The 21,959-nt window shown below is 70.8% G+C and carries 19 protein-coding genes; 3 read left to right on the forward strand and 16 right to left on the reverse strand.

Annotation, left to right across the window (positions count from 1 at the left end):
• Positions 1-426 precede the first annotated feature (426 nt).
• Together Q7X29_RS20465 and Q7X29_RS20470 are read right to left on the reverse strand one after the other, a co-directional pair.
• Complete coding sequence (locus Q7X29_RS20465) at positions 427-1,701, reverse strand: glycosyltransferase 87 family protein (RefSeq protein ID WP_255586693.1); 1,275 nt, start codon at positions 1,699-1,701, stop codon at positions 427-429.
• Positions 1,702-1,831: 130 nt separating this feature from the next.
• Positions 1,832-2,263, reverse strand: a complete 432-nt coding sequence (locus Q7X29_RS20470) for a MarR family winged helix-turn-helix transcriptional regulator (RefSeq protein WP_218716150.1) — start codon at positions 2,261-2,263, stop codon at positions 1,832-1,834.
• A 57-nt stretch (positions 2,264-2,320) separates the two neighbouring features.
• Between Q7X29_RS20470 and Q7X29_RS20475 the strand changes: the two genes are divergently transcribed.
• Both Q7X29_RS20475 and Q7X29_RS20480 read left to right on the forward strand, forming a co-directional pair.
• Positions 2,321-3,340 carry an ABC-2 transporter permease gene (locus Q7X29_RS20475; protein ID WP_316575094.1) on the forward strand — a complete coding sequence of 340 codons (1,020 nt, stop codon included), beginning with the start codon at positions 2,321-2,323 and terminating at the stop codon, positions 3,338-3,340.
• Positions 3,341-3,538: 198 nt separating this feature from the next.
• Complete coding sequence (locus tag Q7X29_RS20480) at positions 3,539-5,080, forward strand: hypothetical protein (protein ID WP_316575095.1); 1,542 nt, start codon at positions 3,539-3,541, stop codon at positions 5,078-5,080.
• Here Q7X29_RS20480 and thpD read toward each other — a convergent pair.
• The 5 genes from thpD to Q7X29_RS20505 form a co-directional block, all read right to left on the reverse strand.
• On the reverse strand, positions 5,077-6,000 hold the full coding sequence (gene thpD / locus Q7X29_RS20485) for an ectoine hydroxylase (protein WP_218716147.1): 924 nt from the start codon (positions 5,998-6,000) through the stop codon (positions 5,077-5,079). The genes Q7X29_RS20480 and thpD overlap by 4 nt on opposite strands.
• On the reverse strand, positions 5,987-6,391 hold the full coding sequence (locus Q7X29_RS20490; RefSeq protein WP_218716146.1) for an ectoine synthase: 405 nt from the start codon (positions 6,389-6,391) through the stop codon (positions 5,987-5,989). Before Q7X29_RS20490 ends, thpD begins: the two co-directional genes overlap by 14 nt.
• Positions 6,388-7,656: a diaminobutyrate--2-oxoglutarate transaminase gene (gene ectB, locus Q7X29_RS20495; RefSeq protein ID WP_218716156.1), complete on the reverse strand. Its 1,269-nt coding sequence runs from the start codon at positions 7,654-7,656 to the stop codon at positions 6,388-6,390. Before ectB ends, Q7X29_RS20490 begins: the two co-directional genes overlap by 4 nt.
• A complete protein-coding gene (gene ectA, locus Q7X29_RS20500) occupies positions 7,656-8,207 on the reverse strand; it encodes a diaminobutyrate acetyltransferase (protein ID WP_316575096.1) in 552 nt (183 codons plus the stop codon). The genes ectB and ectA overlap by 1 nt, the downstream gene beginning before the upstream one ends.
• Before the next feature lie 71 nt (positions 8,208-8,278).
• Entirely contained in the window at positions 8,279-8,989 is a 711-nt protein-coding gene (locus tag Q7X29_RS20505; protein WP_218716145.1) for a response regulator transcription factor, read from the reverse strand.
• A 291-nt stretch (positions 8,990-9,280) separates the two neighbouring features.
• Between Q7X29_RS20505 and Q7X29_RS20510 the strand changes: the two genes are divergently transcribed.
• The gene (locus Q7X29_RS20510; protein ID WP_218716144.1) at positions 9,281-10,228 is read left to right on the forward strand and encodes a threonine/serine dehydratase; all 948 of its coding nucleotides are present in this window, start codon (positions 9,281-9,283) and stop codon (positions 10,226-10,228) included.
• Positions 10,229-10,442: 214 nt separating this feature from the next.
• Here Q7X29_RS20510 and Q7X29_RS20515 read toward each other — a convergent pair whose 3' ends face one another.
• From Q7X29_RS20515 to Q7X29_RS20555, 9 genes are all read right to left on the reverse strand, one after another.
• Positions 10,443-11,297: an SDR family oxidoreductase gene (locus Q7X29_RS20515; RefSeq protein WP_218716143.1), complete on the reverse strand. Its 855-nt coding sequence runs from the start codon at positions 11,295-11,297 to the stop codon at positions 10,443-10,445.
• 34 nt (positions 11,298-11,331) lie between these two features.
• A complete protein-coding gene (locus Q7X29_RS20520) occupies positions 11,332-12,000 on the reverse strand; it encodes an FHA domain-containing protein (RefSeq protein WP_316575097.1) in 669 nt (222 codons plus the stop codon).
• 1 nt (position 12,001) lies between these two features.
• On the reverse strand, positions 12,002-13,291 hold the full coding sequence (locus Q7X29_RS20525) for a vWA domain-containing protein (protein ID WP_316575098.1): 1,290 nt from the start codon (positions 13,289-13,291) through the stop codon (positions 12,002-12,004).
• Positions 13,288-14,304, reverse strand: a complete 1,017-nt coding sequence (locus Q7X29_RS20530; RefSeq protein WP_308248334.1) for a PP2C family protein-serine/threonine phosphatase — start codon at positions 14,302-14,304, stop codon at positions 13,288-13,290. Before Q7X29_RS20530 ends, Q7X29_RS20525 begins: the two co-directional genes overlap by 4 nt.
• Positions 14,301-16,715, reverse strand: a complete 2,415-nt coding sequence (locus Q7X29_RS20535; RefSeq protein ID WP_316575099.1) for a serine/threonine-protein kinase — start codon at positions 16,713-16,715, stop codon at positions 14,301-14,303. The genes Q7X29_RS20530 and Q7X29_RS20535 overlap by 4 nt, the downstream gene beginning before the upstream one ends.
• The gene (locus Q7X29_RS20540) at positions 16,712-17,884 is read right to left on the reverse strand and encodes a hypothetical protein (protein ID WP_218716232.1); all 1,173 of its coding nucleotides are present in this window, start codon (positions 17,882-17,884) and stop codon (positions 16,712-16,714) included. Before Q7X29_RS20540 ends, Q7X29_RS20535 begins: the two co-directional genes overlap by 4 nt.
• Positions 17,881-18,855, reverse strand: a complete 975-nt coding sequence (locus tag Q7X29_RS20545; RefSeq protein ID WP_316575100.1) for a glutamate ABC transporter substrate-binding protein — start codon at positions 18,853-18,855, stop codon at positions 17,881-17,883. The genes Q7X29_RS20540 and Q7X29_RS20545 overlap by 4 nt, the downstream gene beginning before the upstream one ends.
• Complete coding sequence (locus tag Q7X29_RS20550) at positions 18,852-20,123, reverse strand: hypothetical protein (protein ID WP_316575101.1); 1,272 nt, start codon at positions 20,121-20,123, stop codon at positions 18,852-18,854. The genes Q7X29_RS20545 and Q7X29_RS20550 overlap by 4 nt, the downstream gene beginning before the upstream one ends.
• Before the next feature lie 186 nt (positions 20,124-20,309).
• The gene (locus Q7X29_RS20555; RefSeq protein WP_316575102.1) at positions 20,310-21,809 is read right to left on the reverse strand and encodes a flavin-containing monooxygenase; all 1,500 of its coding nucleotides are present in this window, start codon (positions 21,807-21,809) and stop codon (positions 20,310-20,312) included.
• Positions 21,810-21,959: the final 150 nt, after the last annotated feature.

The raw sequence follows: 21,959 nt of genomic DNA on the forward strand, positions 1-21,959 counted from the left end.
CCGGCGTGGGATCGACCGGTTCGGCCGTGACCGCGGGGAGGCGGTCCGTCCACGGCGCTGCGGCGACTCGGAGGGCGACGAGTCGGCCAGGTCGAACAGGACGGCGCGGCGCGACGTGAAGAAGCCGGGGCCGTGTCGGTGCCGTCGGCCGGGTCGAGAAACGACGCCGAGGAGGCGGTGACCCGCGCCGAGGTCGTAGCACCGGCGGACGCCGGCGATGGATTCGAACATCGTGTGGCGTCGTCAGCGGTTGCCATGGGTTCGCCGACGACCTCGCACAGGGCGCGGGTGCCCGGTTCAAGACGCATGACGACGATCTGCGCACGGGCCCAGGCGCCGATCGGACGACCCCAGGCGGCGGGACAGGTCCGCCGGGTGCCGCGGCAGAATGCTGGGCGACCCGGACCTCCACGGCCTTCGCGCGACTCAGCGGGCGCGCGCGGGTTCCTCGACGACGGTGGGCTCCGTCGCCTTCGCGGCGGCGGTGTGGCGGCCGGTGACCAGGAACAGCACGACGAGCCCGACCGCGAGCCACACATAGGTGTCACCGACGACGTGCTGCCACCACGCCCACGAGGTCTCGCGGTGTTCGCCGTCGGGCAGGAAGCTGTGCGGCGCGATGACGAACACCGCGGCCACCACGACGGCCGTGGCGTACCAGCCGCCTGCGCTGGCGATCGGCAGAGTGCGCGCGTGGCAGACGATGGCCAGCAGCGCGGGCGCGATCCACACCCAGTGGTGCGACCACGAGATCGGCGAGAGCAGCAGTGTGAAAACCGCGTTGAGGGCCAGCGCGATCGCGGGGGCGTCGGCGGCCTTGCGCATGGCGGCGACGACGAGGACCAGCAGCAGGCCACCCAGGACCAGCCAGAGCGCGTCGAACGGCAGCCCGGTGACGTGCAGGCGAGCCAGCACGGCCTGGATGGACTGGTTGGTGTGGAACGCCGAGCCGCTCAGGCCAGAGACGTTGCCGAGGCCGCCGAACCAGTAGCGGGTGGATTCACCGGGCAGCAGCGCGAACGAGGCGATGGTGGCGACGGCGCCGGTGGCGGCGGCGGTGGCCGCGGCCTTGTAGTCCTTGCGGACCAGGAAGAACAGCACGAACGCGGCGGGCGTCAGCTTGATGGCGGCGGCCAGGCCGATCAGCATGCCGCGCGGATAGCGGGTCTTGGGCAGCAGGCAGTCGGTGGCGACGAGCACCATCAGCAGCAAGTTGACCTGACCGAAGTCGATGGTCGAGCGCACCGGTTCCAGCAGCATCGCGGCGGGCAGCGCGCACGCGGTCACCAGCAGCGCGGCCTGACGGTTGTCGCGGTGGTAGCGGCGGGCGACGAGGAACAGCGTCCAGCCGAGCGCGGCGACCGAGGCCACCACATAGAGGATCTTCGCCGCACCCCAGGGCAGCAGCGCGAACGGCGCGAGCGCGATGGCGGCGAACGGCGGGTAGATGAACGGCAGACCGATCCCGATGGAGGTCTTGGGCAGCTGGCCGTACATGTCGGCGCCGTCGCGCATGGCCTCGATGCCGAGGCGGTACACCTGCAGGTCGATGAAACCGCCGGAGTACTGCTCGAACGGCCAGAGTGGGATGCGCACGCACGCGATCGAGACCACGGTGAGCAACACCGGCACCAGCCACCATGCTCGATTGATCGGGCGTGGGGAAGGCTGCTGCGCAGGGTGGGTGGTGTCACTACTCATCCGCGGCGACTATACCGACTCGCGGGCCGCACCGCGCCATCGCCCGTCGGCGGTGGTGACCCGCGCAATAGCCAGCGGGATGCCCGATCGGGCTGGTCGGAGCGATTCCGGCGCCGACGGCGGGGTGCGTTCAGTCGCCCCGGTTGTAGCGGGTGAGCAGGGTCGCCAGCGCCGTGACGTCCGCGTCGGTCCAGTCGGCGAAACGCTCGGTGAAGGCCTCGCGGCGGCGGCGCTCGGCCTCGCGCGCGACGATCCGGCCGGACTCGGTGGCGTGCAGGAGGTGATTGCGCCGGTTGCCGGGGTCGACCTCGCGGGTGAGGTAGCCGAGCCGCTCGAGCGCGCCGACCTGCCTGCTGACGGTCGACTTGTCGAGCAGGAACTGCTCGGCCAGATCGGTGGCCTGACACCCGCCACGCTCCAGGATCAGATCGAGGATGCTGTAGGCGACCAGACTCAGTTCGGGGTGCAGCTCGGCGGCGCGGCCACGCGCGCGGCGGGCGAAGGCGGTGAGCTCGCGCTGGATGGCGTCCACGGCGGCGGTTCTTGTGTCGGGCGCATTCATAGTTGTATGCTACAACAATCAAAGTTGCATTTACCAACTGTTTGGAGATCTCCGTCGATGACCACCACCCAGCTCCGGCATGTCGCCGGACATCTGCTGACTCCGTTGCTGATGTGCCTCGGTATGGCGTTCGCGTATCTCGGCGCGTTCCACCAGCCGACGCCGAACCATCTCGAACTGGCCGTGGTCGGCGAGTCACCGCAGGCGATGGTGCTGGCGCAGACGATGAAGGACAAGGCGGGTGACGGCGTCGACATCATCACCGTGCCCACCCGGGACGCGGCGATCGAGGCGCTGGGCAATCGCGACCTCACCGGCGCCTACGTGCCCGACGAGCGGCGTCCGGAACTGCTCGTCGCCACGGCAGGCTCCGACACCACCGCGATGGCCGCCGAGGTGGCATTCCGGCGGGTGTCCGATCATCAGGGCGTGCCGCTGGTCGTCACCGATGTGACCGCGAAGGCCGACGGCGATCCGACCGGGCAGGGCCTGTTCTTTCTGCTGGTCGCGTTGAGCGTGGGCGCCTACGGCAGTGTCGCGGTGATCGGGGCGGCGGGCGCGATGCTGCGGATGCGGGTGCGCGCCGCGATCGGTGTGGTGACGGCGTTCGTGGTGAGCCTGATCGGGATTCTCGTCGCGGGCCCGGTGTTCGGGGTCGTCGACCACGACTACGCGGCGGTGTTCGGGGTCGCCTGGCTCTACAGCGCGGGGATCATCCTGATCGGGATCGGGTTGCACACCTTCCTGAAGCGCTGGACGACGCTCGCGCTCATCACCCTGTTCGTGATGCTGAACTTCACCACCTCCGGCGGCGTCTACGGACCGCAGCTGCAGAACGGGTTCTTCGGTGCGCTGCACTCGTTCTGGAACGGCGCCGACTTCGTCGAGGGCCTCCGCACGCTGCTGTACTTCGACGCCGCCGCCGGGTTCGGGGCGCGTTTGCTCGGTCTGTTCGCGTGGCTCGCCGTCGGCGTCGTGCTCGTCGTGGTCGCGGGCCGCCACGAGGCGCGCATCGCGCCGAAGCCGGTCACGCCCGCGGCGATCGAGGAGGAGATCGGCGAATCGGTCGCTGTGTGACCCGCAGGCCGGGCACGCCCCGGCGAAAATCGTTGCCGAGACTTCGGATCCGACTCCGGACGCAGGTCAGCGAGTTCGCCGGGACGTTGCGCGGAAAGGGTCGCGGTATCTCGTAGACGCGAGTACGGTGTAGCGCGCAACCGCGGCCAGCGTCAGGCGCCGCATGGGGGTCGAACGCGGAAAGGGTGGGCTGCACCGATGAATCATCCCGGCGCGCGACCTTTCGGCGACCCGATTCCCCTCGAACAGCGCTACACCAGCGCCGACCCGATCGACTGGTGCGGCGCCGAGGTATATCCGATGTACGCCGAGGCGTTGCCGGCCGGAACGACGGCGGTGCGGTTGCGTGCGGTCTCGGTGCTGGCGCCGCCCGAGGTGACCGGGCTCGGCCTCGGCCTGACCGTGCAGGGCGGGTATGTGCACCTGAACGGGAAATCGTTGCAGGGCGTCGACATCTGGTACGACGCGCTCGCCGACGGCGTCGACATCACGGTCACCGTGGACGGGCCCGAGCCGCTGTTCACACTCACCCCGGTCTGGGTGGCCGGGTCGGGGAGCCAGCAGTCCTGGACCGGCAACTACGGCATGGTCATCGATCTGTTCCCGGGCGGCGCGTCCACGCTGTGGTGCAGCACCGGGCCCGGCACACCGGATTTCAACGAGCTCGTGGTGGAGCTGACCACCTTCCCGGCGCCGGACCCCGCGCCGTTCGTGGCACCGGCCTCCGCCCTCGCGCCGCCGTCGATCCGGGCCGCCACGGCACACACCCCGTTCGCGCCCGTCACCATGCCGCCGACTCCCGCCATCACGGCCGCGATGCTGGCGGCGGCCCTCCCAACAGCCGATCCCCTGGCGCCGTCCGCGTTCTCGCGAACTGAACCCCCGGCTTCCGCGTTGCCGACACTGTCCGCAATTCCGACCGCCAGGCCACCGGCAACCGGCGCGGAGCCGACAGCTGAACCGCCGGCATCGGCCACGGTCCCGACTACCAGGCCCCCAGCAGCTGTCGCGACGCCGACGCCCGAAGCGTTGGCACCCACCGCATTCCCGTTTGCGATGCCCCCGTCAGCAGCTGCGATGCCGACACCTGAGCCTCCTGCGCCCACCGCATTCCCGACCATGGGGCCCCCAGTGGCGGTTGCGGCGCCGACAGCTGAACCTTCGGAAGCGATCACGAGGCCATCGACCAGTTCGCTGGCAGCGGCCTTCGCTCAGCTGGCTGCGCCTCCCCGGCAACCGATCTCAGGTCCACAGGAACCGGCATCGGCGGCAGCGGACGAGGTCGTTCCCGCCTCGGCGGTCCTGCCACCGGCGACCGGCATGCGACCGGCGGCCGATCCACCGATCGTCCTGCCGTCCGAACCGCCGATGTCGGCAGCGCGCGACTTCCGGTCAGCGGGCCACCCGGCTCCCCCGCCGCCGGAGATCCGACCGGATCGGGACGTCGAGTCGACACCGGTGATCGCGGCGCCGACCCTGCGCGCGCCGCAGACCTCGGGCGGGCAGAGCATCGGTCGTGCGCTCTACGACCTGGGGACCGCGATGAACGAACGCGGCGAACACGATTCGGCGCGCACACTGCTGACGCAGGCCGCCGAGGCCGGGCACAGTGCCGCCGCCTACGACCTGGGGGTGCTGCTGCTGCGCGACGGTGATCGCGCCGGGGCCGAACACTGGTGGAAGGCCGCGGCCCACGACGATCCGCGGGCCGCGGCCTCCCTCACCGAACTTCCGCGCTAACGCGCCTGGTCCGCCAGCACCGACACCACGTCCGGACCCGCCTCGCGCACCGGAGCCACCTCGCGGGACGCGATGTGCGCGGGCCGGTGCCGCGGCGCCGCGTACGGCTCGTCGAGCGCGTTGTCCACGCTGTTGAACACCAGGAAGATGTTCGAGCGTGGGAACGGCGTGATGTTGTTCGACGAACCGTGCATCAGGTTCGAATCGAACAGCAGGGCCGACCCGGCCCGCCCGGTGAACTGCGTGATGCCGTAGCGGGCCGCGAGGAAGGTGATGTCGTCGTTGGTCGGCACACCGATCCGCTGCTCCTGCAACGATTCCCGGTAGTGCCCCTCGGGCGTCTCCCCCAGGCACGGCACGAAGGTGCGGTGCGAGCCGGGCATGAGCATCAGGCTGCCGTTGAACGGGTAGTTGTCGGTCAGCGCGATCGACAGGCTCACCGCTCGCGGGGCGGGCATGCCGTCCTCGGCGTGCCAGGTCTCGAAATCGGAGTGCCAGGCGAACCCGCTGCCACCGAACCCGGGCATGTAGTTGACCCGGGTCTGATGCAGGTACACCGCCGAGCCGAGGATCTGCTCGGCGAGCCCGACGATCCGCGACTCGGCCACCAGCTCCGCGATCGGCTTGCTGAGCCGGTGCACCTGGAACACCGAACGCACCTGTCCGGCCACCGGCTCCACCACCACCCGGTCGTCGCCGTAGAGCACGGGATCGGCGGCGAGGTGGCCGATCTCCGCGCCGAACGCGGCGACTTCGTCGGGGCTGAGCAGGTCGGGGATCACCGCGTAACCGTTGGCGTCGAAACCTGCCAGCTCGGGCGAGGAGACCCGGCCCCACACTGTCGGATCGGAGCGTTCGATATGCGGGGCCGGTTCGATCAGCCGGGTCGGGTAGCGGTCGAGCCGATCAGACACGGGCATCCTCCTCCTCGACGATGAGCGGATACACCCCGTTCTCGTCGTGTATCTCGCGGCCGGTGACGGGCGGGTTGAACACACACAGCATCCGGAGCCGGGTCCGGGCGTTGACCTGATGACGTTCGTTGCCGTCGAGCAGGTACATCGACCCGGGGCCGAGCTGGTAGACGGCTTCGTTGTCGAGGTCGAGCAGGCTGCCCTCACCCTCGATCAGCCAGACCGCCTCGACATGGTTCTGGTAGTGGAACTCGTGGACGGTGCCCGCCTCGATGGTGGTCTCGTGGAAGGAGAAACCGACCCGGTCCCCGGCCAGCACGATGCGCTTGCTGCGCCAGCCGGGGCCTGCCACGTCGCGTTCGGTACCGGTGATCTCGGCAGTGGTGCGCACGATCATGCGGCACCTCCACACACGGTGTCGATCGAGGACGACAGGACCGACAGGCCACGGGCGAGTTCGTCGCTGCCGAGTGTCAACGGCGGCAACAGTTTCACCACCTCGTCCATCGAGCCGGAGGTCTCCACCAGCAGGCCCTGCTCGAAGGCGGTGCGGCAGACCTTGCCCGCCTGCGACGGGTCGTCGAAGACGATGCCGTGCACCATGCCGCGACCACGGGTCGTGACGCCGTCGTAGCGATCGGCGATCGCGGACAGGGTGCGCCCGACGTATTCGCCGTTGGCGGCGGTGCGCTGGGCGAGCTTGTCGTCGCTCCAGTACTCGCGCAGCGCGGCCGTCGCGGTGACGAAGGCGGGGTTGTTGCCGCGGAAGGTGCCGTTGTGCTCACCCGGCGCCCACTGGTCGTGCTCGGGCTTGAGCAGCACCAGCGCCATCGGCAGGCCGTAGCCACCGATCGACTTGGACAGCGTGACGATGTCGGGGGTGATGCCGGCGATCTCGAAGGAGAAGAACGGACCGGTCCGGCCGCAGCCCATCTGCACGTCGTCGACGATCAGCAGGATGTCGCGCGCGGCGCACAGGCCGGCCAGGTGCCGCAGCCATTCCGCGCGGGCCAGGTTCACCCCGCCCTCACCCTGGACGGTCTCCACGATCACCGCGGCGGGGCGGTCGAAACCGGAGGAGCTGTCGTCGAGGACGCGCTGCATCCAGCCGAAGTCCTCGATGGTGTTGTCGAAGTAGCCGTCGTAGGGCATCGGCGTGGCGTGCTCGAGCGGCACACCGGCGCCGGCGCGCTTGGCGGCGTTGCCGGTGACCGACAGCGCGCCCAGGGTCATGCCGTGGAAGGCGTTGGTGAAGCTGAGCACCGTCTTGCGCCCGGTCACCTTGCGGGCCAGCTTCAGCGCGGCTTCGACGGCATTGGCGCCGGTCGGGCCGGGGAACTGCACCTTGTAGTCGAGGCCGCGCGGCGACAGCAGCGTGTCGCGGATGGTCTCGAGCAGCTCGCGTTTGGCCACGGTGGACATGTCCAGGCCGTGGGTGATGCCGTTGCTCGCGATGTAGTCCAGCAACGCCCGCTTGAGCACCGGGTTGTTGTGGCCGTAATTCAGCGCGCCCGCGCCGGCGAAGAAGTCGAGGTACTCGCGTCCTTCCTCGTCGCGCAGCCATGCGCCCTCGGCGGTGGCGAAGACAGCGGGCCAGTCACGGCAGTATCCACGCACATTCGATTCCATCGCTTCGAAGATGCTGGTGTCGGTGGTCGTGATCATCGTCGTTCCTCCTGGCGCTGAGCGGGTGCGATGACGTACAGCTGCTCGGCCTCGTGTGAATCGGGGAAATCGTGCGTTTCGAACAGAGCGACGGTGCGTAGACCCGCACCGCGCTCGCGGGCCACCGCGGCGAACAGCGCCTGGGAGGCGGTGTTGCCGGGTGAGATCGTGGTTTCCAGGGTGGTGATGCCGGCGGGGGCCACCGAATCCAGCAGCGCGTGCAGGATCCGGGCGGCCAGGCCGCGGCCGCGGAACTCGGCGTCGACGGCGATCTGCCAGACGAACACGGTGTCCGGCGCTTCCGGGCGGACGTAACCGATGACGAATCCCACCGCCCGGCCGTCGCTTTCGGCGACCAGCGAGGTGGCGGCGAAATCGCGACACCACAGCAGGTAGGCGTAGCTGGAGTTGACATCGAGCACCTGCGAGTCGCGGGCGATCCGCCACAGCTGGGCTCCGTCACCCAGCCGCGGTGGGCGCAGTCTCGGTTCGGAACCGAGAACCGCAGGGGCGGAAGCGGATTCGATGGACACGGTGGACGAAGGCATATCTCTACAGTGTCGAACCGACTTTGCGGTCTCTGTGTCGAGCTCTTTGCAGTTGTATGACGAGTCTTTTACTACGCTTGCGGATCGAGCCGATAGCCCAGGCCGCGCACCGTGACCACGATGCGCGGGTCGGACGGGTCGCGTTCGATCTTGGTGCGCAACCGGCGCACGTGTACGTCGACGATCCGCTCGTCGCCGAAAAAGCCCTGGTCCCACACTCTTTCGAGCAGGACGGCACGACTGAGCACCCGGCCCGGGGTCTCGGCGAGTTCGCACAGCAGGCGGAACTCGGTGACCGTGAGGTGGATCTCCTCGTCGCCGCGGCGGACCGCGCCCGCGTCGGTGGCCAGCACCAGCGGCGCCACCGGGTCGGCGTCGAGGACGGACTCGGGCGTGACGTCGCGATCGGCGGTGATCCGGGCACGCCGGCGCAGCGCGCGCATCCGCGCGGTGATCTCCTTGATCTCGAACGGTTTGCTGACGAAATCGTCGGCGCCCGCCTCGAGGGCCGCGACGACATCGTGGGTGTCGTAGCGGGTGCTGATCACGATGATCGGCACGTCGTGGTCGCGGCGGATCTCCCGAATGCAGTCGAAGCCGTCGGTCTCCCCGCGCATGAGGTCGACGATCATCAGGTCGGGCGGTCCGTCGCTGCGGAGTTGGTCGAGAGCGTCCTCGGGGACACCCGCCTCGGCGACGGCGTATCCCTCGTCTTCCATCGCACGGCGCAGATCGCCGCGCATCTGGACGTCGTCGTCCACGATCATCAGGTTCGCACTCATGCCCGGACCTCGCTTTCGGCCGGTTCGGCCATGACCGCGTGGGTGGCCGCGTTCGGCCACCGTTCGCTGCGCTCGCTCATGTGCACATCCTTTGCTGACACGCCGGGACGTGCGCCGGATCACCTCGGGGAGTTCGCGTCCCCAGACCGACACGCCATCCCGTCTTCGAGCTCGTTACCGATCTGTTATTTACCCAGCCTCAGGGCTGCGTAAACCCGCCGTAACAATTCGCCCGGTCAGCAGGGCATCCGGAGCGCTTCGACGGTGCTGTGGCGATGGCATAGTCGAGGAGTGACACCGACCTATGACGACATCGAGGCCGCCGCCGCCAGGATCGACGGACTGGTCCGCCCGATCACCGTCGCACCGGCCGCTCCCGGCACCGATCCGCTGACCTTCGCACTGGAGTTCCTGCAGTTCACGGGCTCGTTCAAGGCGCGGGGCGCGCAGAATTTCGTGCGCGCGCACGCGGCCGCGGGAACGCTGCCCGCGGCCGGTGTGACGATCGCCTCCGGCGGCAACGCGGGGCTCGCCTGCGCGTGGGCCGCGCGCGAAGCGGGGGTGCCCGCGACGGTGTTCCTGCCCGACACCGCTCCCCCGGTCAAGATCCGGCGATTGCGTGACTACGGCGCCGAGGTACGACTGATCGGTCCGGAATACAAGCAGGCGCTGGCCGCGTGCCAGGAGTTCGCCGCGACCAGCGGCGCGCTGTCCTCGCACGCCTACGACCATCCGCTCATCGCGGCGGGGGCGGGCACGTTGCTGCGCGAAATCCACGCGCGCGTGCCCGATCTCGACACGGTGCTCGTCGCCGTCGGTGGAGGCGGGCTGTTCACCGGAACGGCCGTCGCCGCACAGCATCTCGGGATCCGCACGGTCGCGGTCGAGCCGGTGGGCTGCCGCTCGCTCGACGCGGCGCTCGCGGCAGGCAGGCCGGTCGAGGTCACCGTCGACTCGGTGGCCGCCGATTCCCTGGGCGCGCCGAATGTCTCGGCCATGGCGCTGGCCGCCGCGCAACACGAGAGCGTGCGCTCGGTGCTGGTCGACGACGAGCTGATCCGGCGGGCGCGCAGGCAGCTCTGGGACGAGCACCGGATCGCGGTCGAATGGGGCGCGGCGACCGCGCTCGCCGCGCTGCTCGACGGTGGTGCCGGCGCGGCGTACCGGCCCGAACCCGGCGAGCGGGTCTGCGTCATCCTGTGCGGGGCCAATACCGACCCCAGCGATCTGGTGCGCTGAGCGAGGTCAGCGGCGCAGGGTCGTCGCCTGTTCGATCCGGGCCGGCCTGGCCGGGTGCGCATGGCGTCGAGACCTGCGACCAGGCCCTCGTCGACCCGGACCACGACGACGGTGTCGATCGTGCCGGGTCCTACGCGCCCGGGCACGAGGTCGCCGCGTCCTGATCCCGGCGACATCGTTCGCGGCCCGGATCATGCGATCCGGGCCCGGCCGATCAGCGGACCAGGGCGTTCTTCGCGGCGTAACCGGACATGGCCGAGTTCAGGCCGCGCATGGCCAGGGTGTAGCCGTAGGGGACGTAGCGCTGGCCCCAGTGCGCGAGCTGGATGTCGCGAGAGGTGTAGACCCAGTAGCGGTTGCGCTCCACGCCCTTCACCACGGCGGTGGCGGCCTGCTCGGGGGTCACCGCGTGGCGCAGGAACAGCCGCATCGCCTTCTGCAGTGCCGCGTTGTCGCGATCGACACCGGCGATGTCGACGCTGTCGACCATCGGGGTCGCCATCGCGCCGGGCAGCACCAGGCTGACACCGATCTTGTGCCTGCGCAGGTCGAACCGCAGCACCTCCGACACACCGCGCAGGCCGAACTTGGTGGCGCTGTAGGGCGCGTGCCAGGGCAGACCGAACAACCCGGCCGCCGAGGAGACGTTGACGAGGTGACCGCCGCGGCCCGCCGCGATCATCGGCGGCACGAACTCCTCGATGACGTGGATCGGGCCCATCAGATTGATGTCGACGGTGCGCCGCCACTGCTGGTGGGTGAGCTTGTCGACGGTGCCCCAGGTGGCGATGCCCGCCACGTTCATGACGATGTCGACCCGGCTGACCGCCTCGAAGGTGTGCGCGGCCAGACCGACCACGGCGGAATGATCGCTGACGTCGGCGGCGTGCGCGAGAGGCACCGTGGCGCCGGCCGCGCGCAGCTCGGCGGCGGTCTCGGCGAGCGCGTCGGCGGTGATATCGGTGAGCACGAGGGCAGCGCCTTTGGCGGCGGCCGCGAACGCGGTGGCGCGGCCGAGCCCGCTGGCGGCACCGGTGATCAGGCAGGTCTTCCCGTCGAACTTCGTCATGGTCCCGACCCTACGGTTCGGCGAACGGGTTCGTCTATGGTCCCGTGTCGATCACTATGGTGGTCCACCCGCCGACGTGGATCCGGCTGCCCGCGCGCAACTCGACCGCGATCTGCGACGGGATCGGTTCCTCGGCGCCGTCGAGGCTGGTCCCGTTGGTGGAGCCGAGGTCGGTGACGGTGAGCCCACCGGCCGGGTCCGCCCGGATCAGCGCGTGCGCGCGCGACACCCCGAGATCGGCCGGGGCGATACCCAGGTCGATCTCGGGCACGATGCCCTGCGAGGTCGAGCGCTTGCCGATCAGGAACTGGTTGCCGTGCAGCGGGATCCGTCGTTCCGGATAGAAGTCGGGGAACGCGACGCGCTCGGCGTCGGGCCCCTTGCGGGCCTGGACCCTGGTGTAGAACTCGCGGTCGGCGAAGACCCGCGCGACCCAGACCCGGGCCGGTGAGTCCGCGCGTGGCCCGTCCACGCGCACGAGCGTCGGGTCGGCGCGGCGGGGGTCGGGCTCGGGTCGCGCGGGCGCGGGCAGGGCCGAGTCGTACCCGCAGACCTCGCAGAACCGGCCACTGGTCGGCGTGGCGCAGGACGGGCACAGCCGCAGCTCGGCCGGATCCGATGCGCCGGTACCGGTCAGCGCCGAGCCGCACACATCGCAGTAGTCCAGGGAGCGCGACTGATGCCCGTCCGCGCAGATGGGCATGTCAGGAACCCTCCGGCCGGACCCGCGCGGTCTTGGTCGAGCGGATGTCGAGCGCGAGTTCGTCGGCGGCGGCGACCTGGCCGCGCAGCTTGACCGTGCCGTCGCGGTCGTCGACCTCCACCACGTTGCGCAAAAGCTTGGCGGTGGACTCGTGCCCGGAGGCCGCGGCCAGCTCCACCGCGCGCCGCAGTTTCGCGGTCGCGGTGGTCAGATCGCCGTTGCGGCGCGCGGCCAGCCCCTCCTGGACGGCCTGGGCCAGTTCGACCTGCCCGGTGTAATGGGCGACACGGGTGCTGATCCGGGTGGACAGGGTGGTGTCGGTGGTCCAGACCGCTCGCACCAGCCCCTGACCGAGCACCTCGTCACCGGCCAGCACGCTCAGGCGCGCGGCCAGTTTCTCGCGGCCGGGCGCGGCCGGTTCCAGCTCGATCTGCACGTGGTATTCCCGCTCCTCGGCGGCCCACGACGAGAGCGGGTACTCCCCCACCTGCGGGCCCGCGTCGGTGCGGCGCGCGGTGAGGTCCTCGAGCACCGGCGCGACCTGCTTGACCATCCGCACCCGCGCGCCCGCCGGGGTCCACACCTTCAAGGTGAGCTCCGGGATGACCCGAGCCACCGAGGACTGCATCATCTTCGCGAAGTCGGCGGCCAGATCCTTCGGATCGGCGACCATGTCGGCGTCGCCGGACAGCTTCGAGGAGATCTTGTGCAGGTCGGCGGCCATCCAGTCGTCGCCGACGCCCCGGCAGTCACAGACGAAAAGGCCTTCGGCGCGGTCGAGTTCGGTGGCCAGCTGCTCCGGCGTCTCGTGTTCGTTCTTGCCGTCGGTGAGCAGGATGGCGTGCGCCTGCGCGCCGGGATGCGCGGCGGCGACCTGACGGGCCAGCGCGAGCCAGGAACCCATGGCGGTGCCGCCGTCGGGGCGCAGCTTGTCCAGCGCGCGCCGGGCCGCGCCCCGATGGCCGTGATCCGCCGGCGCCGACAGGGCGCCGGTCGGGTAGATCATCCGCGCGGACTCGGTGCCCTCGATGATCGCGAACGCGGTGCCGTCGGGGATCTCGTCGAGCGCGGTGCGCGTGGCGGTGCGCGCGTTCTCGAATTTGCGCTTGTTGCCCATCGACCCCGAACAGTCGATGATCAGGATCTCCAGCCGGGGCGGCGGCGTGGCGACGGCGGCGAGTTCGGGGCCGGTGGCCACCGTCAGCACGGCGTCGACCACGCGCGTGCCCTCGGCGAGGAACTCGTTCTGGTCGACGGCGATCGATATTCCTGCGGTCTCGGCTGAGCTCATGACACTCCTGGATCGTGCGGTACGGCAGCGGGCGCGGGGACCGGGGCCAGCGCGACCGTGATGTTGTCGCTGCCGCCGCTGTTCAGCGCGAAGTCGGCCAGCGCGCGGGCCGCGGCCTGCGGTGAGGTCTCGACGGTGAACCCGGCGAGGGCGACGGCGTCGGGCAGGTAGTTCCACAGACCGTCGCTGCACAGCAGCAGCGTGCCGGGCTCGGTGACGACCATGCTCTGCAGGCAGTTGGCCGACCACGGTGCTTCCCCGCCGTCGGCGCCGAGCCAGCGCAGCAGCGTGTGCGCGCGCGGGTCGTGCATGGCGGCTTCCTCGTCGAGGGCGCCCGCGTCGACGAGGGCCTGGGCCCAGGAGTCGTCGACGCTGAGCCTGCGCGAGGCGGTCGGGTCGCCCGCGGCGAGCCAGAAGGCCCGGCTGTCCCCGACATTGGCGACGGTGATCTCGGTGCCCTCGACGGTTTCGCGCACGATCGCCGACACGTAGGTGCACGAGGGCGCGTACTCGCTGCTGCGCGACATCCCCCGCACCGCTGCCGTCGCGGTCGCCAGGCCCGCCATCACGGCGTCGCGGGCGGAGCGGCCGTCGGCGAGCGCGGCCAGCGCGGCGTCGACGCCCGAGCGGGCCGCGGTGCCGGAGGCAGCCTGCGGGTCCTGCGAGGTGGAGACGCCGTCACTGACCACGATCACGCGGGTGCCGTCACCGTCGCGCACGGCCGCGGCGACGGCGTCCTCGTTGCGCGCGTGGCTGATTCCGCGGTCGGTGAGCAGATACACCGCGCCCAGATCGTCCTCGAAGCGGTCGGGGACCGGCTTCGGGCTGCCGCACTGCGCGCACAAGCCACCCTCGTAGCGGCGTTCACCACAGGTCGAGCACTGCGGCGTCGCGGCCGGATCGTGCACCGGCAGCGCGACCTTGCGCACGCCGAGTTCGCGCCCGCACCCCTCGCAGAAGCGGTGCCCCGCCCTGGCCGACCCCACGCAGTCCGGACACCCCGGCGCGCTCACAGCGTGGTCCTCGGCCGCACCGCGTTGGCCTGATCCACCAGCACGAAACGGGTCCACATGTCGTCGGCTTCCCGAGCCAATGTCCGCAAGCATCGTTCCAACCCCGTCCGCACTCCCTGCTCGGTGAATTCCACGTCCAACAGCTTGCCTGGCGCACTCGGCCGCTGTCCCGACCGGATCCAGTTCAGTGCCGCCTCCAGTACCCGCATGCGCACTCGTGCGGTCCGCGTGCGCGAGTCCAGGCTGAGTCGTTCGACCCGCTCGCCCGCCTCCCGCAGCAGCGTCTCGTCCAGTTCGCCCGGCGCACGGCCCGCCAGCAGGGTCTCCACGGCGGAAACCCTGGCCTCGGTGAACATCGACGACCCGCGGTCGACCTGGTCGAGCACCGCGACGGCGCCCGCGCGGTCCGCCTTCGCGCGCCGCAGCCGAGCCGCGCCGAAGGCGGCCGACAGATACGTGTGGTCGGTGCGCCACACCAGTTCGTAGAGCGCCAGCGCGCGATCGCGCTGCGCCGCGGCCGCTTCGGCCGCCACCGCGCCCAGTTCCAGCGCGGCCGCCAGGGCCAGTTTCGGCGCGGGCTCGCCGGGCAGCGCGGCGTAGACGGCCTCGAAGTCGGCGGCGGCCGAGGCGTGGTCGCCGGTCAGCAGGGCCGCCTGCGCGCGGTACCAGATCCGGCGCCAGTCGTAGTCGAGTTCGACATCGGAGGCGGCCAGGCGCGCCAAGGCGGCCTCGGCATCGCCTGCCTCGAGTTCGGCGCGGACCAGCCGCAGCGGAATCTCCACCGACTCACCGGATCCGGTGACCACCGCCCGCAGGCCCGCTGTCAGCGCCGCCTCCAGTTCGGCGGGCGTCGCGGCGTCGGTGGTGGCCAGCAGGGCGGCGCCGCTGTCGGCCGGATCGACCAGCGGGGCGGGCAGGCCGGCGATCAGCGCGGCGGGTTCCGGGGTGGCACTGTCGATGCCGAAGACCGCGCGGGCCGGACCGAACGAACTCGACATGCCGGGACGCGGCAGTCCGTCGTCGGTGGCCAGGACCTCGCGCAGGACACCGGTGAGCTGATCGGCCATCTCCGACATCGACCCGAAGCGAGCCAGCGGATCCTCGTCGGTGGCGCGCAGCAGGAACCGATGCAGGGAATCGTGCCGGGCGAGCAGGGGTTCGGCCTCGGGCGAGGGCAGCGGGCCGAGTTTCCCGTCGACGGAGGCGATCCGCATCATCAGCACGGCCAGCGTGCGGCCCGCGGTGTAGACCTCGGTGGCCACGGTGGGGCCCGTCTCGGCGATCTCGGGCGCCTGGTAGCCGATGGTGCCGTAGATCGGGCTGGTGCGGTCGTCCATCGCGATGACGGCGCCGAGGTCGATCAGCTCGAGCCGTTCCTCGGTCTGCATCACGTTGTCGGGCTTGAAATCGCAGTACGCCCAGCCGCGCGCGTGCAGATAGCCCAGCGCGGGCAGCATTTCCAGCACATAGGCGATGGCCTGGGCGGGCGGCAGGTAGCCGCCGTGCTCGGCGCGATGGGTGCGCAGGATCTGCTTGAGCGAGGTGCCACCGACGTAGGCCATCACGATGTAGCCGACCGGATCACCGTCGGCGTCGGCGTGTTCGGTGAAGTTGTGGATCTTGACGATGTTCGGGTGATCGACCTCGGCCAGGAAGCGGCGCTCGGCCACCGCCGCCGCCAGCGCGTCCGGGTCGCCGGTGTCGATCAGGCCTTTGAGCACCACCCAGCGCCGGTTGACGCGATGGTCGACGGCCAGGTAGATCCAGCCGAGGCCGCCGTGCGCGAGTGCGCCCGCCACCTCGTACTGACCGCCGACGACATCGCCGGCGCGCAGGCGGGGCACGAAGGAGTAGCGGGTGCCGCAGTGCGGGCAGAACCCGGAGGTGCGCCCGGCCACGCCGTCGTGGCTGCGGCCCACCGGCTTGTCGCATTTGCCGCAGAACCGGTCGGTTTCGGGGACCTGCGGGTCGGTGAGCACCGCGGTGGCCGGGTCGACGCGCGGGATCGGCGGCACCTCGACCAGCCCGGCGCCGAGCCTGCCGCGCGCGGCCGAGCGGGCCGATCCGGACCGGTGCGTGCGCACCGAGCGGCTCGAGGTGCGCCCGCTGGCGCTCACCGTCGGCGCGGACGGGCTGTACACGGGGGCCGCGGTGGGCGCGGTGCCGCAGGTGTCGCAGTAGCCGTCGACGATCGTTCCGCCGCAGTCGGGTTCGGCGCACGCGCCCGGGGTGGATGGTACGGGCGGTGGCGCCGCGCCGTTGCGCGGCTGGGCCGTGGTGCGTCCGGACCGCTGCGCCCCGGCCACCGGCGCGGCGCTCGGCGGCGGCGCGCTCGCCACGGGGGCGGTGCCGCAGACGGCGCAGTAGCCGTCCTCGACGGCGCCGCCGCACCCCGGTTCACTACATGTCATGCTGTCCGCCCCGCTTTCTCCCCGATGATCGAACGATAGTCGGCGACCGCCCGGGTGACAGCGGCCAGATCGCAGGGTGTCCGGCCGAGCAGCCCGGCGGCGATGCGATCGGCGGCGAGGACGTCGCGGTCCTCGCTCACCCCGAGCCGGGACGCCTTGGCCCGGTAGGCCGTCAACCGGCCGCGGAGTTCGGCGCGCCGGTCCAGCAGTCCGCGCGCCAATTCCTGTCGCCGCGTTGCCGTGTCGACGGCGTGATTGGTGCGGGCCCGCAGCGCGAGCAGGTGCTCGACCGTCGGCCTGGTCGGTTGCGGGCCGAGGCTGTCGAGTGCGGCGAGCAGCCGCGCGGCCGGTTCCCCGCCACCGGGCAGCTCGCCGGTCGCGACCTTGTGCGCGGCCTGCGCGGCGGTCTCGTCGGCCTGGTGTTGCAGCGCGTCCAGATCGGCCAGCCGGGCCCGCAGCTGGGCGACCGCGCCGGGCAGGTCGGCGGCGACCGCGAGATGTTCGGCGTGCCGGGCGGATTCGGTCTCGATCAGCGCGGTGAGCGAGGCGAGCGCGGCGGCGATCTCCCCCGGGCGGAATCCCAGCGGGTCGGTGCCCGCGCGACTCAGCAAGGTCGTCAGCGGTTCGGCGGCGGCGTCGAGCGCGCCGTGCGCCTGTTCGACGCGCTGTTGCAGCGGAGCGAGGGCGCCGAGCACCTGCCGGTCGACCGACTCGATCTCCTCGGCGAAGGGCGCGACGAACGCGAACGCGGCCCGCATCCGGTCCAGCGAATCGGCGATGCCGACCGTCACGAGGGTCTCCGCGGGTCCGGTGAGTCCGCGCTGCGCCAACGGGATCGGGATCCGGGCGACCTCGTGTGGTCGTCCCCGCAGCAGTTCGGTGAGCCGACCCCGCGCACGGTCGTCGACCTTGCCGCGACCGCCGCGGATCGTCTCGGCCTCGGACAGGATCGCGCGCACTCGGCCCAGGTCCTCCCACAGTTCGCCGAGCGCCTTCTCCACCGGCACCCAGCGACGCGCGGTCTCCCCTGTCGGCGGGTACCGGCGCACCAGGACCAGTCCGGGATGGCGGTCCAGCTCCAGCAGGGTGGTGCTCACCTGCGCCAATTCCGCGGTGCGCGCGGCCAGTTCACGATCGATCTCGGCGAGGCCGAGCATCGGCCAGGTCATCCGACGTACCGGGGCACGGGCGGGCCCGGTGACGGACCGAGCACCCCCAGGTGCTGCTGGTAGATCCGCTGCCAGGTGCCGTCGTTGCGGGTCCGGTCGAGCACGCCGTTGACGAACCGGACCAGGTCGCTGCTGCCCTTGGGCACGCCGACCGCGTAGGCGCCGGTGCCGATCTCGTCGCCGACCAGTTCCAGATTGCGGTCCTGGGCGACCAAACCGGCCAGGATCGGCTCGTCACCACTGATGGCGTCGACGGTGCCCTGCTGCAGGGCGACCAGGCAGTCGGTCCAGTTGGTCACGCCGAGCACGGACGGCGGTTCGGGCAGCGCGAACAGCGGCGCGGCCGCGGTGGTGCCCTTGGTGACGCACACGCGCTTGCCTGCGAGCCCGGCGGCGTTCGTGATGCCAGCGCCCTTCGGGGCCGCGATGCGTTGTGCCGCACGGTAGTACACGCTGGAGAAATCGACATCGCGCCGGCGTTCGCAGGTGGCGGAGAAGGTACGCACGATCATGTCGACCTTTTTGTCCTGCAGCAGCGGGATCCGGTCGGCCGCGGCGACGGAACGCAGTTCGATCTTGTCCGGATCACCGAACAGATCGCGCGCGATCTCCCTGGCCAGGTCGATGTCGAAGCCCTCCAGCCGTCCGGTGGACGGATTGCGGAAGCCGAACATGTAGGTGTTCTGGTCGACGCCGACCCGCAGCCTGCCGTTGGCGACGATCGCCGCCATCGACGAACCGGCCGGCATCGCGCCGGGACGCGGTTGCGCCGTCGGGGCCAGGGTCGCCTCGGTGTCGCAGGATCCCGTGCCCTCCGCGGTGGGGGCCGAGGTGATGGCTTCGGCGCCGGGGATCGGCGGGGCGACGGCGGTGGCCGGAATGGTCGACGGGTCCGGCGCGTCACCGCAGCCCGCGACCAGGACGACCGCCGCGGCCAGCGCCGCGGCCAGCAGAGGACGCCGGGTACTCACAGGAACTCCTTCAGTCGGGACCACAGGCCGGTGACCACCGCGCCCGCCGCGGCCAGCAGCAGGATCAGCGTGCCGAACGGGCTGAGGGTGAAGGTGGTTCCGGCGGCGTCGACGCCGTCGCGCAGGTCGGTGCGGGCCTGCGCGAGCGCGTCGCGCAGTTCCCGGTCCAGGCGGGCGAAGCTGGTCGCCGAGCTGTCGGGACCGGTGCCGATGGCCTGGGTGACCGCCCCGGCGTAGTCGGCCTTCTCGTAGGCGGTGCGCTGGGCGTTGTGGCCCGCGTTCCAATTGGTCAGGGCCCGGCCCGCTTCGGAGTCACCCGCGCCCGCGGCGGTGAGCCGCTGTTCGAGGTCACGGGTGTGGGTGTGGAACGCGTTCTCCGGCGCGGTGATGTCGCCGCGGGTGATCAGGGCCAGGGTCTCGTCGGTGCGGGCCTGCTGGGCCAGGATGCGCGCGCTCGCCAGGTTCTCCACCCGCGCCCCGGCCCCGGTATCTCCGGTGTCGAGCAGTTGCGCGGCGGTGACGGTGGCCCCGGTCGACCACACCAGGGCCAGCAGCGCGGCCGCGGCGGCCAGGGCCACACCGGGATTCACCCACCGGTTGGTACGGCGCAGCAGCAGCACCGAACCGGCACCGCAGGCCGCCAGCACCAGCAACAGCAACACGATCGAGGTCCACGGCGGCGCGCCGATGCGGTGCTGGTCCTCGCGGACGGCGGCGAAGCGCGCCTTGTTCAGCTGTTCGGCGTTGGGCAGCAACGAGGTCTGCATGAGGTCGGAGGCTTGCCGCAGATACGCCGAGCCGACCGGGAAACCCTGACGATTGTTGGCGCGCGCGGTCTCCACCAGGCCGGTGTAGGTGGGCAGATCGGCGGCGATGCGGGCCACGATCGCCCTGGTCTGAGCGTCGGTAGCGCCGGCGGTCGCTTCCGCCAGCGCGGCGGCGGCTTCGGCGAGGGACTGCTCGTAGGTGTCACGCACCTGGGGCGATTCGACACCGCCGGACAGGAACGCCGTCGCGGCACCGGCGTCGGCGGCAGAGAGCGAGACGTAGAGGCTCTGCGCCGCGAACGCCAGCGGCTCGGTGCGGTCGAGTACCTGCTCGGTACGGCCGATCTTCGCGTCGAGCTGCTGTCCCACAGTCGATCCGGCGATCAGGCAGGCCACCGTGGTCACCACGAGTACCGCACCGATCACACCCGGTGTCGTCGCGGCGAAACGCCGCAGCCACATCCCCGCGTCTCGGATGGTCGCCGGTAGGCGAGATCCCACACCGTCCTCCTTCGTCTCCCCGGGCGGTGTCTTCGATCGCGATAGTACGGGAGGCGCTGGGAATTCGCCCGGGTGACCGAAACCCGCTCCGCACAACCGGATCGGGCATCGATCACCGTGACGAAAAGCACGGGGTCCGTCACCGGGAAGTGACGGACCCCGTTCGGGATCGGGTGGCGCCGCGGATCAGGCGCCGGCGACCTTCTCGCCCGGCGCGACCGTGGTGCCGGTCTTGCTGAACCGCAGGACGCCGTCCTCGATCGGCGCCTTGTGCATCAACGTGCGGTCGCGGTAGTAGTTGTTGACCAGCTTCCAGGCGCCCCTGGCACCCTGACGCGGCATCGCGTCGTTGCCGCGCTGGATGTAGCCCGAGGTCAGGGCGCCACCCATCAGCGACTCGTCGGCGATGTCCTCGGGGTTGGCGTGCACCTCGAAGGTGGTGTAGCCACGGTCGCGCATGATGTTGAGCACGCGGCACAGGTACGCGGCGGCGAGGTCGGCCTTGAGCGTCCAGGACGCGTTGGTGTAGCCGATGATCATCAGGAAGTTCGGGATGTCGGAGTACAGGACGCTCTTGTAGGCGACCGTCTCGTTGAACTTCACCGGCTCGTCGTCGATCGACAGGGTGATGCCGCCGAGCATCTGCACGTTCAGGCCGGTGGCGGTGACGATGATGTCGGCCTCGAGCTCCTGACCCGACTCGGTCAGGATGCCCTTCTCGGTGAACTTGGCGATCTTGTCGGTGACGATGTCGGCCTTGCCGCTCTTGAGCACCTTGAACAGGTCACCGTTGGGCACCACGCACAGGCGCTGATCCCACGGGTTGTAGCTCGGGGTGAAGTGGCGCAGGTCCACGTTCTTGCCGACCTGCAGGCGCACCTGGGCCAGCATCAGCTTCTTGGCCAGCTCCGGGTTGGTACGCGAGAGCTGGAAGCTGGCGCGCTGCAGGGCGATGTTGCGGGCGCGGCCGATCTTGTAGGCGATCTGGTCGGGCACCCGGGACTTCTTCAGACCGATGGCGACCGGGTCGTCCGAGGGCAGCGCCTGGATCCAGGTGGGCGAGCGCTGCAGCATGGTGACGTGCGCGGCGTCGTCGGCCATCGACGGGATCAGCGTGATCGCGGTGGCGCCGGAACCGATGACCACGACCTTCTTGCCGGTGTAGTCCAGGTCCTCGGGCCAGTGCTGCGGGTGCACGATCCGGCCCTGGAAGTCGTCCTGGCCGGGGAAGGTGGGCTGGTAGCCCTCGTCGTAGTTGTAGTAGCCGCTGGCACCGACGAGGAAGTTGGCGGTCCAGGTCTCGGTCTCGCCGGTGGCCTCGATCAGGGCGGTGACGGTCCACAGTGCGGCGGCGCGGTCGAAGTCGGCGGTGACGACCTTGCGGCCGAAGGTGATGTGGTCGGTGACGCCGTACTCCTCGGCGGTGTCCTCCACGTAGCGACGGATGCTGGCGCCGTCGGCGAGCACCTTGGTGCCGATCCACGGCCGGAAGCCGAAACCGAAGGTCAGCATGTCCGAGTCGGAGCGGATGCCGGGGTACTTGAACAGGTCCCAGGTGCCGCCGATGTTCTCACGGCGCTCCAGGATCGCGTAGCTGCGTCCGGTCTGCTCGCGGGTGAGGTGACAAGCCGTGCCGATTCCGGACAGGCCAGCGCCGATGATCAGTACGTCGACATGCCGCGTCATTGAGGAAACTCGTTTCGTAGGGTCGTCGCCGCCCGAGCACCGTCGCCCGAGCCTCCGTCGAGGTTACGTGTTTCACACGGTTACGTCTAGTTCGGCCGGGCCGCGTCGTGGCGTGTCGGGGGTTGCGCGCACGGTGATCGGAATCCGTGA

Source organism: Nocardia canadensis (assembly GCF_032656385.1).
Classification (GTDB): domain Bacteria; phylum Actinomycetota; class Actinomycetes; order Mycobacteriales; family Mycobacteriaceae; genus Nocardia; species Nocardia canadensis.